The organism is uncultured Kordia sp., from assembly GCF_947496985.1.
GTDB lineage: Bacteria > Bacteroidota > Bacteroidia > Flavobacteriales > Flavobacteriaceae > Kordia.
This window is the reverse complement of record NZ_CANMEZ010000007.1, coordinates 36,420-49,671: the sequence shown is the minus strand read 5'-3', so window position 1 is coordinate 49,671 and position 13,252 is coordinate 36,420. Positions and strand designations below refer to the sequence as shown.

3 protein-coding genes are annotated in these 13,252 nt (G+C 32.5%); all 3 read right to left on the bottom strand.

Features of this window, described 5'->3' with window-relative positions:
• Window positions 1–68 precede the first annotated feature (68 nt).
• The 3 genes from Q0828_RS17075 to Q0828_RS17065 all read right to left on the bottom strand — a co-directional run bounded on the left by Q0828_RS17075 (window position 69) and on the right by Q0828_RS17065 (window position 13,191).
• A complete protein-coding gene (locus Q0828_RS17075; protein ID WP_298423849.1) occupies window positions 69–545 on the bottom strand; it encodes a hypothetical protein in 477 nt (158 codons plus the stop codon).
• A 485-nt stretch (window positions 546–1,030) separates the two neighbouring features.
• On the bottom strand, window positions 1,031–1,432 hold the full coding sequence (locus tag Q0828_RS17070) for a hypothetical protein (protein ID WP_298423846.1): 402 nt from the start codon (window positions 1,430–1,432) through the stop codon (window positions 1,031–1,033).
• Entirely contained in the window at window positions 1,429–13,191 is an 11,763-nt protein-coding gene (locus Q0828_RS17065) for a polymorphic toxin-type HINT domain-containing protein (RefSeq protein ID WP_298424362.1), read from the bottom strand. The genes Q0828_RS17070 and Q0828_RS17065 overlap by 4 nt, the downstream gene beginning before the upstream one ends.
• Window positions 13,192–13,252: the final 61 nt, after the last annotated feature.

The following is a 13,252-nucleotide window of genomic DNA, read 5'->3' as shown; positions in this document are numbered from 1 at the left end:
AAAAAATAGTGTGTTTAGAGAAGAAAATACATGTTTATTTTATGTAGATACAATTTTAAAGTTATTTATTATTCCCAACAAGGATCAGCTTTACTTTTTTTACATTTAATTATAGACATTTCATCTAAATAATGAACCTTCGTTTTATCATAAATACATACAGCATCACTGAAATGAACGAAAAGATCTAAAGAACTTCTTAATGAATATTCTGCTATTACAATGTTATTGATATGCTCATAATCCATTTTTAAAAAGTCGATTAATTTATCAGGTTCATCAGTTTTTAATATAACTCCACTTAACGACATGTTAAAACATGTTTTACAATATAAAAAGGATATATCAGCTTCAATGTCATTGATTAGTATTCTGTCATTAACAATTATAGTATCATCTCTATAGTGTTTAATAACTTCTTCACTACTAGACTTGTTCATGCCTATTTCAAGTTCATGCAATGGATTAAAAAGCGGTATGTTTTTTTCACATGAAATAAGAAATACGAATAGTAAAATAATACAAGTAGATTTTAGGTATTGCATTTTGTTTTTTGTTGAGTAGTATTGTAATATATGAAAAGCTATACTAACTTTTTAGTATAGCTTTTGTTAATGTTGGATATTTACTTGGACAAAGTGAAGATAATAATGTATTACAAGATCCACTGATGTTAAAAAAGACTTACTGAGATTAATACATTACTGACCAAAGAAAGAGAAGCTTTATTACTTATATTGGATGCTTTTTTATGCGACTACAATGCCAAAAAAGCATACTCACTTTAACCCATAAAAAAACTCCCAAACTATAACAGCTTGGAAGTTTTATATATTATTATATGTATTTATTCATACTCGGCACTAGTTATGCTTCGGTAAACTCAGCACAAGAAAACTAGCGCTAGCGTGGGATTTAACTTTCTATCAATATATCAATGAACGATTAAAATCAATAGCAAATTTTTAATTTAACTATTGGTTTTCAGTATTTTAAAACTATATTTTAATTCATGACCTATTTTACTACATTATCCATTACCCTTATTATATAATTTTTTTGCTAACGCCTTAACTCCCTCGTCATCATTTTCCTCAAATATTCTCGCATAAAAACTTTTAGCTTTATTTAAGTCCGATTCTTCTAATATTATAGAACTAATAGAAGTCAAAGATAGTATTCGAATATAAGAACTTCCAATTTCAATGAGTTTATATAATTCTTCTTTAATAGCTTTCTTTATTTTTGAATCCTCTATATTTATTTCTCCAACTACATAAATACCAAAAGAGATTAATTCATCATTTTGAGATTGCAATAGCTCTATAATATCTTTAGGATTTCTACCACCTCTAAACTCATCAGTAAAAGCATTTAAGAGTTCGCCATCGACATCCTTGTCAATTATTTCTAGTAATTGTTTTATAATCATAATTTAATATTATTTAAAGCCTTTTCAAGAGATTGAATAAATGCCTTCTCATCAGCAATACGTACATAATGAGCCTTAGCTATAGGGATACTTTTTGCACCTTCACCTATAGATTTAAAATGTTCTGCTTCTTTAAGTCTGCTAACCACACTTGCCTTATAATCTTTTAAAGCAACTAATATATCTTCTTTTGACCAATTCTTAGGTACTCCATCAGGAATTAATCCGTCAATTTTATTTCCCCACTCAGTATTCTTTACTAAAGGTAAATTCGTTGCTTCTTTCATTTTTTTTATTTTGCGAGCGTTTTTTACCCAATCACAAGGACCACTATTATGTACTAAAATATTTTCTTTAGAAATATAGTATGTATGAAAATCAGCTACTTCAAAATTATATACTTTATACTCTCCTTTATGATAGGTAATATTATCAATAATAATTTTACTACCATCATAAAGTGTTAACTCGTCACCAACTTTTAAATTCTTTACTTTTATCCATTTACCGCCAATAAAAAATGGGTGATCATCTGTTGCTTCAATTACTTCATCATCAGCATAAATTTTATAGATATGATCTCTAACCTTTATAAACGTATTGATGACTGGTTTGAGTTTAAGTTTTTGAGTTTTATCATCAAAAGCCCAAACTAAATCTCCCTTCTTAATGGTTTCAATGTTTTTATATCCATCAGAAGTCAACACTTGCGTGCCAGAAGTAAAGCAGCCGCAAGGGCTTAGTTTTTTTGCCTTCTTAAAAAGATTTACAGCTTCATCACCATATTTAGTTGCATACTTTACAATTTTTCCTCCTTCACCAACTATAGGGACTACAGCTACTATTGAATAGGCAGCATTTTCATAATCTCCTTCAGCATAATAAAACAATGCATTAGTGCCATCAGCTAATTCACCTGCTATTGGCACCATCCCTACAATATCTAAACCTAAATGTATACCTTGACTTGTTAGATCTGCTAAATTACTTCCTGCTTCTAAAAATTTACTAATTCTTTGTCTTTCAGAAAGTTCATATTCAACTTCTGACATTTGACCTGTATTATACCTAATCTGATTGTTGTACTTTTCAGTAGTAGCAGATTCAACTAGATTCTCAACATCTTTTTTAGTTTTCTGTTTTAAAGCAGTATATTCATCAAGTAAAATTTTAAGTATATCAAAGGCTAAAATTTCAGCTCCTTCCAGTTCTATACCTATTCCTAGTTTATTTTCACTAAAAGCATATGGACTATTCCATGGGAAACGACCTCTTAAAGGATCTTCTGCAAAGAACCTACCTAATCTAGGATCATGCATTCTGTATTTGAAGTTATGCGAGTTCCCTTCTCCTTTTAGTTCATCATCTTTTTCTTGTCCTTGGAAGCCGTATCTATAACTTTCATCACTTGCATGTCTTTTAGGTAAAAGCATCCCATACGGGTAGTAATCATTATAAGAAAGAACGTCTGCAAGGAACCCTTCTACATTTTGGGTTTCCTCAAGGGTAAATATAACGAATTTTCTAATATAGAATGCTTCTTCATCATTGTGTTCTAAATTTTGCGTATGTTTTAAGAAACGAATACGATAATCAGCAGTTTGAGGTACAGTAAACGTACACCCGAAATCACCTGACTCTGTGATTATTGCTGTGTATATACTGTTTCCTTCAAGATCTTCTATGGATACTTTTATGTCGGCACCGTAGTTTTCTTTTTCAATATTTGCTTCTATATAGTATTCTATATTTTCTTCTAATTTTTCTTCATGGAATGCTCCTGTATTAGGGTCGATTGTAGCGCACTGTAAAACAGTTTCATTATCAACCAATGCCAAACTTACATTTTCACTGTCTTCTTTAAAACCTTTTACACCTTCATATATTTGTGCTATTTGAGTTCCAAAAGCGAGTATTTTTTTATCAGATATAACACTTAGTACATTTCCTAAATGGTTTGATAATTCATAGGCTTTGTCACCAATATGATTTGCATAATTTTGATGTGTTAATGGTCCGTTTACAGCATTTTGATAATGTGTATTGTCTAAATGATTTGGGATACCATCATTGTCGTCATCTGCTTGTCCTTCAGCAGCTGTAAGCCATTCATCGTTATCATCATCCGTATCTAAATAGTTTGGCGTTCCATCATTATCCGTGTCTGCTAACAGATATTCGTTAACTGTTAGAATGGTATCATTGTCGTCATCCGTATCTAGATAGTTTGGTGTTCCGTCACCATCTGTATCATCATTATCAAGATCTCCATCTGCATTGATATCTTCTAGATAATCATCTACACCATCATTGTCAGTATCTAAATAGAATACGTCTGGAATGATATAGTCATCAGTTGCTAAGGTTGTTGTTGTCACTGCTTTCATTTCAGCTCCTAAATTATTTTTTAGGAAATCGGTATCTAGCATTGGAAAACTGATCGCTTGCGTATCACTATCAGAAATATCAAAATGATAATTTACATACGCTACATCTAACGTTTCTAAACCTGCGTTTCTGTATACAAACCCTTTACTTTGTGTATTGATTGTTGTAAGCTCTCCAGAAACCGGATTTAAAATGATTAATTTATTGGTTGCATTTTTAGTATCATACGTTTTCCCATTGATTACAACATTTGCATTTTCTCCAAAGAAGTTGAAATTAACTTTAAGTCCTTTTGTAGTCAGAAGATCGGCTGTAAACTCATAAGGTGTGATGTAATACTTTATAGTATAATCTCCAGTTCCATCTTTTTTTGGATCTTCATTTTCTTCACGAATAGAAAATCTTACGGCATGTTTACCTGTTGTTTCGTTTTTGATTACGTACACTACTGCTTCGTAATATTGCTTCAGACTTTGCTGATTTATATTGCTATGCCTTAAAATGACAACAGGACTGTATTTATCAGTTGTTGTAATTTTAAATTGTGTTTGTAGATTCAGGCCTCTAAACTCTGAATTTTCACCTGAAGTTGTTGCAGGATGATCCCAATGGAAATATGTTTCGCTAGTGGTTCTTAACCCACTTTTATTGAAATTACCTAATATGATTGGAATTCCTGACCCATCATTTGTTGGATCTATGGTTAACGGTGTTAGGAAATTTTCATCTACTATTTTAATATTTCTATTTTCAATTCCTAGTCTAGAACTTCCAAATACATGGTTTTCCTTTAAAATCATTTCTAGGTCGAACTCAGTTGTATGTCTAGAGGTGTTGACATCATATACACCTAATACATTTCCTTGTGCGTCACGAGCATATACTGTAGACTCCTTATCATTACTATTACCAAGTTTGTATGTTGATTTTCCGAGACGATTTCCTAAACCGTCATATTGAAAAGCAATTATATCTGGAATTCCCTGAGCTTGGAAAGGCAGTTTATGTACTTCTTTTACTTTTCCATCGACTCTCCAGAATATTTTTAACCCTTCGGTTTTGTCTTCAATAAGTTGCCCAATTTCATCATAGATATAATTATGATTATTGGTGTCGTTTGGATTCGCATTGTAATCATATCCAACACTTGCTAATGTGGCTATTTGATCATCAATATCAGCATTTGTTTCATATTGGTTTTCTTCAATTATATCACTTACGATGGCCAATTTATTTGTTGGGTTTCCATTTTCTGTGATATACTTATAACTAAAGTTGTCCATTGTTTTTAACACTCCATCTTGTGGAACATATCGTTGTAGTGTTTGCAAGTTTCCATTTCTGTCAAAGGAATATGAAGAGGAATAACTGTTTTGTGTCTGTATATTATTGAATGGTTTATCGGTTACTGCCAAAGAACTCATTGCTTTGATACGATTTAATTGATCGTATGTATAATTATTAACTTGTGTAGTTAATATTTTTTCATTTTGATCTCTCAATGAAGTTGTCATTGTTTTGATGTTTCCATTGTATAGATTTTTAGGATTAGCAGTAACGACTCCAGTATTAGAGAGTTTGAAAACAGTACTATTTACAGATGTGTCTGATGCTAAGTAATCTCCACTGAAATAATGTAAAGCATATCCAAAAACATCTCTTGCCATATGACTTCTATTTCCTTGCCCATCATGTCCAAGATCATTTGTTGTTGATGCTAAACTTTCCCCATTTACGGTTTTTAACCAGCCTTGAAGTGTATATATATAGTCAGTTCCTTGTACTTTTTTGTCTCCAATCTCAACTCTTGCTAATGGTCCGTGTTCGTAGTATTTATATTCAGCATCTTCTTCCCAAACATATCCATTTTTAGAAGTATGCGCAGCAACAATTCTATTATCAGCATCATATTCATATTTATGAATGAATTGATCTGGTTTTCGAGGTTGAAATGTTACATTTTTTACATTCCCACTAATTAAATCATATTCATAGTGAACCCGTTTTAGGTGTGTTTCGCAATCTAAAACTTCTGGTTGTATTTCACAATCTGGAATTTTAAGTTCAGTAATGTATGTAACTAATTCTTTTACATTTCCATGTACGTCATAATTGTAGAATAGTGCATTGTCAAAATATGGAGCTTTTCCTGCTTTTATTTTATCATAATAGGTGACAGCAGTTACTCTATTGATACTATTGAAGGCAGTGTATGGAGCCGTAAATAAGTCTGAAGAGTATACAACAGAATTTGCAGCGCTTTCAACGATAATTCTGTCATCATATGTAGTGCGAGTTACTTCTTTTTTATTAAATGCATCATATGAGTCTTCAAAGCTATTTACAGGATTTCCATTGAATAAAAGCTTTCCTTTATTTGAAATAGAATAGGTAAGAGAATTATCTTCAATTTCCCCTGCTTCTAAGATTCTCCCTAAACCGTCATAGCGTGTATAACTAAAATCTTTATGAGGATCTTCTTTTACTTGTTTACTGTTTTGTGAGGCAATAATTCGCCCTAAATCATCATAAGCAAATACAGTAATACCTCCATCAGGTGTTTTTTGCCATACTAACTGATTCAATGAGTTGTACTTGTATTCAGTTTTTAATGTATGTTCAGGAAGGACTTCAATTCCTGTATTTGTATCTCTATTATTATTTATTGATGTAATATCCTGAGGACTATGTACAGCTCTTTTTACACCTTCTGGAGGAACCGTTTGTGTTAGGTTTCCAGCTTGATCATAATAATATAACGTATATTGGTATTCTTTATCGTTGTAAGTAAGCTCTAAGTTTTCCACAACATTATTCATAGCTTGTTGTGTGTAGTTTACTCTGAACTCATGTTTTATACGTTCGATGTATGAATTATAATTATCTAAACCGTATGCTTCGGCAATATTAATTGCAAATTCTTGACAATCACTTACAGGGTCATCGATTTGCAAGTCAATTGTAGGGAACATTGGAGCAGGAGGACAAACTCTAGGATGTTCTTCTAAATACCCCATTACAAAATCTCTCCAAGTTTTATAATTCGTATTATCAGGAGTTAAGTACGTTATTGGATTGGCACTTACAGTGCTATAATTTTTATATGCTTCGATTATAGTTGCATAATCATTAAAACCATAGTTTAATGGTGTTGCACCAAACTCCGCAATTGTTAAAAAGTATACAGCTGTCAGGTCTACATTAGTAGTACTACCCGCAAATGCATTTAGATATTCAATATAACCTTGAGTGATGTATTGATAATTCATATTATCAAAGTGTTCCAAGTTATAATTATTAGGCATACTATAATTTGGTATGTCGCTAACGGCACCAGTATATAATGCCCACATTTCTTCTCTATCAACTGGTGTAACTGTTTGTGGAATACATGTAACACATGGTTCGTATTCTGATGTGTTGGTGTTGATTTGCAATGCTGTTTCAGCATTTTTGAAAGCAGTATAGCGTCCACTAATAGTTCTTACATTCTCTAAATCACACGTAAAATTTAGTGGAGAGAGGACGTCTCTTCTAATATTATATATTGATTGATAGATATTACTAATAGCGACAGCATTTGGGTTTAAAGTAGCGTTATACGCAATTCCAAATTCAGTTGGTAATGTGTTTGAAGGCAAACCATAAGGAGTTACCGCAGTGAAACTAGCATTGTTTGCAATTCCATTTTGCATTAGCGCATCTGTTAGTTCAATAGCAATGTAATAATTGCCTAATAATCCAGAGAACTCCAGTTGTACAGCATTATTTAATGACTGATATATAGCAATAGGAGCTTCCCAAGATACAGATGAAAAAGAGATATTCCCATTGTTCAAAAGAACACGAGCATTGGCAGTAAAGAACTCCATTAACTCTGGAGAAATATATTGTGTAACATCTTGTGAAGTGTAAAAATTGTTTGTAGTTAATACACTATTCAAGAGTTGTGTCATGCCTTGATTAAAAGTTGTACTATTTGCATTTATCTCTTCTACACAAGCAGTACTATTTGTATCATCATCACAAGTATCTCCAATTCCATCATTATCAGCATCTGCTTGATCTGGGTTGTATGTATCTTTACAATTATCACAAGTATCTCCAATTCCATCACCATCTGAGTCTAATTGATCTGGATTTGCAAATTTGATACAATTATCACAAGCATTTGGAATTCCATCACCGTCAGTATCATTGTTGGTTGTAACATCTCCACAAGGAGTATCATCACATAGATCTCCAATTCCATCACCATCAGTATCTACTGTTCCACAATCATCTATGGTTGTATCATCATCACCAGAAACATAAGAACAACAGTCGTAAGGTAAAGCGCTTACTGTAGCAGTGAATGTATAACGAACTGCCAGTAATGTCGTTGTAGAATTCACAAAAGCTTCTATGCTAATATTAGTTGGACTATTAAAAGTAATGTCAGTAAAAGCAATGATTCCATTTTGAGAAGGAACATTTCCACTTGCTAAAGAAGTGAAACTATGTGTTTGTCCTCCGTATTCAAAATCTGAAAAATCTGAAAGCTCTAATATTGTATTTCCATTAAGTGTTATACTATAACTTCCATTTGGATTGCTGTTCCAAATTCCATTAATATTCTGCGGATTGTCTCCTAAGAATTCAGGAAGGAAATCATCATTATTGTAGTCTGCTATAGTTTGTAAATTTATAGTTGAAGAGTTAATAGGTATTATAGCGTTTAATACATTTTTTAAACTTAATGCAAAATCATCTTTGTCTTCACATTCTCCATCATCATTCATGATACCTCCGTCACCTAAGTCTTCTCCAATAGCTACACCATTAGCATCTGTAGCAACATTTTCTTGTCCATCAACACTACATTCTCCTATTCTAGCTAAAGTATTTCCATTAATGATTACTTCATCAATGACTTGCGTAGTTCCAGGAGCTACTATTTTTGCGGTCATTAAAAAGAAAAATCTAACAGGAGATAGATCATTATGAGCCATATATGCTAATTGACCAGTTTCGCTGATTTCCCATGTAGTTCCATAATCACTCCAGTCTAAATTCGTATTAGTTAACACCAAATTAATTGAAGATAGCACTGTATTTGGATCATCAACAGTAATTGTAATTGGTAAGAATTGATTTGTTGGAGTTGAAGTTATTTGCATTCCAGTATTTGAAACAGTACTACTTGTTGGTGTTCCTCCAAGTTCCTCAAATAAATCCATGCTTAAGTAATTTCCTTGAAAGTCAAAATTTGCAAATCCTGAATTATGAGCATTACTATCTGTTACAAGACCTTTTATAAAGGTTTCTAAATCGCGTCCCATTGGACATTGCCCAGATTGTACATAGTGTTGATAATCTGTTAATTCTTCTAATTGCTGACCTGTTTGTTCAACAGTTTGACTTGAATCATAGTTTACGTCTTCTGAAACGATACGTTTTATTTTATTAGCATAAAAGTTGGTATTACCACCACAAACATTTCCATCACTTCCACTTGGAGGAGTAGGTAATGTAAAGCCAGCATAGTTTCCTAAGTTTAAGAATAAATCTCCTGGGTTATCTGCATCTGGTCCAATACAACTATTGTAAGTTCCTTGTGAAAAAGCAAACATATTTGCCAATACACTTTTTACACGATCTCTAAAGGATAGATATAAGTTTCTATATATAGGCCAAACTTCAGCTTCCTGCTCGGCAGTCATGTTGTTGATATCAGCAGGACAAACACTACTAATACTATTACAAGCAATTGTTAAAAGTGCTGTATGAAGCATTGGTTCACTAGTAGCTTGATAATCTGAATTTACAACAGATAACATCATGTCTTTATGAAAATCAGGATCTGAAAACCCTAGAGATGAAGGTAGATCATTGATGAATAAAGGGTCATGATTAATGATGTTTTCAAGAGTAGCAGGGTCTAAATAACGTTGTCTTGCAAGAGTAAATGATAATTGGTTTAGATAGTTTTCATATCCGTCAACATTCACATAGTAATTATCAGTAGAAGACATGGTGAGCCCTACTGTAAGTTGACATAGTTCATTAGCAAAGAATAAGTAACTATATTCTGGGTGAAATGCGACTAATGACTCCGCCCATTGATCTTGCCAAAAACTTTGAAAGTCTTCAAAAGTTAAATTTTGAGGTTCTATTGATCCAAACCCTGGGTTTAGAGGATCTTCATCTGTTAAACCATATGTGTTGCCTTCTAATGGAATTAATATTTTTACAATATCTCCATTACTATTATAGTAGTGGTATGGATCATTGTGATTTAAATTGAAAGGTGTTAGCCATGAATATACAGAAGGAACTGTTTGTCCATGAGCAGCATACAAATCATCAATGAATGAGTTTTTTAAAAGATTATTTTGACTAAAAATGCTTAATTCTTCGGTAATATCTACCAATTCATATTCTCCATCTTGATTTAATTCACTAATCTGCATTCCATATTGGCCCACTTTTTTCATGTCGTTCACTAATGTTTGCATAGTTACCGTACATGATATTGAGTTTGTTGCATCTGCAGGTGAGTTTGTACCAGTATTTAGTAGAAGACCGTCTTCTGTACATGGAGCCATACATGCTTCAACTAATAAGTCATATTCTCTTTCAAATCGTGCAATAAGAGCATCTCTAGTAGGATCATTAGCGTCTAATCCATATGGCGAAAGTAATGTGTTTACGTACGTGTTTTTATCAGTGGCAATGGAATCTACACATTCCTCACAAGTACTAAAACAGTCTTCAATGTCAGCAGAAACGTTAAAATCATCTAACTCCAAAATACAATCAGCTGCTTGTGCATCTTCAATATATTGATCTACGTATTCATTTAACTTGTCTTCATTGATTTGTAATGTTTTTTCAATTGCTAAATCACCTAATGGAGGAGTTATTATAAATGAACTATTTTCAGGCCCTGTAAAACCTTCAATATTTTCTGAGAGTAAACTATTTCCACATTCGTCTTTTATGGTTATTGATAAATCATACGCAAACGGATATGGACCAACAGCACAATTATTACTGAATTCTTCACTTACGAATTGAAGATCGTATTCAAGTTTGTGTTCGATACCTGATTTAATTACTGTTCTGAATCCATTATAACGTAATCCATCATTTACGTTTAGATTTGGAAAACGTCCTGTATTTATAAGAATATTATTATCAATATCAGTATCAATATCAGTTGGATTTACTTTATTTAGTAAGTCTTCAGTAGTATTACTGTGTAAATTACTGTTTTCTTCATCTTCTAAGCTATCTAATCGATCAGATCCATCTAAATTTTTAGGATTATCTGCTGCTAAAGCAGTCGCAATTGTTCTTCCTTGTGGATCGACATAGCTTACACTTACTTGTCCATTAGGATCAACAACAGTATTTTTTTTGTAGTATGAATCCCATCCAATATCAGAACCAAAAAGACGATCTAATTCTTTTTGAACAGGTTTTGCATAAAAATATTTCATTTCATGTCCTTCGCCTAATTGATGTGTAAGTCCAACACCGCTTTTACGTTTAATACGTCCTGTGTTGTCGGGCGTGTATTCAATTTGAGAGAAAGGATAGTTTTGAGCATCAGGAACAGCATTATGGAATTCACTCGTTCCATCATAATTTGCTGAATAATATTTACTAGTTCCAGATGTGTTTTTCATCCCATCAGCTGGAACGTCGCAATTTTGCGCATTGTTTGCGTTTGTAACTATATCCCAATCAAAATCTAAATGTGAGTATTTTTTATCATTCGTATTTATGTTATGATTATTGTAGTATTTTAATTCATTATTTGTTGTCGGAGCAGGAAGTATTTCAATTCCGGGACGTCCTTGGTTGTCATAAATTACTTCTCCAATAATTGCATTGTCATCAGTGTTTATTTTTGTGACTGTTTGCCTGTTTCTTAGTGTTCCATCAAAATAACTTACAACTTCTTTCTTTTTACCTTCTTCAGCGTAACTAGCTTGAAACTGCCAATTTTTATTGTCTTCATGCCCGCTAACTATACTATATGTCCAATTTGAAAGTGTAGAATTATCAGTTCCTGTTTGATTCCATGCACCATAGTAATTTGTTTGATAGTCATCAGCGAATCGACCAACAGCTCTGACTCTCCATACGATATACCCTTTGTCATATATATTAGGAATTTCATAATGTAAGTTCTTTGTATTTACACGTGTATTATTTCTTTGAAATTCTTTTTCTGTTAATGAAATTTCACTAGGTGTTTTATCATAGCTATCTATCCAAGTCCATTCTAAATCGTATGATACTGCACCTTCTAAATTGTTCCAAGAGAGTAAGTACTCACTTGCGTTATCTGGGTTTGCAGTAAACGGATTAACACTTATTGTTTCTGATGAAGCAAAATTGTTTTGATATATTACCTCATTTGAACCTCCAACTTCTGTAATACTTACATTGTTTAAATAGAAGACTTTAGGTGAAGGAAAATCGACACTGTTAGGGTGTCCAGGAATAGTGATTCCTCCAAAGTATAGAACATGTTGGGCAGTTTCAGTCGGTGTGATGGTATAGCTATAATCGGTGCTATTATTTATATCACCAGCACTATGGTGTAACCATGGAGTACCAGCACTATTTTTTCTTGCTAGGGCATAAAATCTGCTTGGCTCTTCCATTTCCAACCCGAAGCTGACTTGGTATGTTTTTCCAGCTTCTAGGTTTGGATATAAATATGCATATCTAAAGTTTCGACTTAAGCTTACTTTTAACTTTTGACCTTCATAAGATAATTGAGAGCCTGTGCCTTGAACAAATGTTAAATTATTCGTATAATTATTATTAGAAACTCCTAAAACACGAATTGCATTGAACCCAATATTTAATTTTACATTAGCAGGAACTTCAGTAGCAGTTGTATTAGTTGCAGCATATGTAGTTGTGATGTTTTCTATATAAATTTTTGCTCCATATCTATTTTGTATATTATGATATACTTGGTCTAAACTATTACCAATATTCGCAAAAGGTTTGTACTCTACGGTTAAAAGTTCATTATATCCAGTAGTATCAAAAGTTCCGTCTGATAAAGCAGGATGAATTCTTAGTTGTAATTCAAAACTATATTCAACAAATGGTGGTGAATCATTATCGATTTGTAGCAGTATATATGCTTCTGGATTGTATGTAGTACTATTTGTTGCATTATTCCCAGATTCTAGAAATGAAATGTAATTGTTAGGAGAGTTGTTATATGCATCGGTTATTTGTTGATGCGTATATTCATTACTTTCATGAACTCTAGGGATTTCTCCTTGAGCATGACCTAAGGTAAAAGAACAAAAAGCACTTATCCATAGGATTGTTTTGAATAAATATGTTGATTTCATCACTTTCATGTGTTAATTTTTATTTGTTGGATATCAAATGGAACGAATTGTTATATCTGCG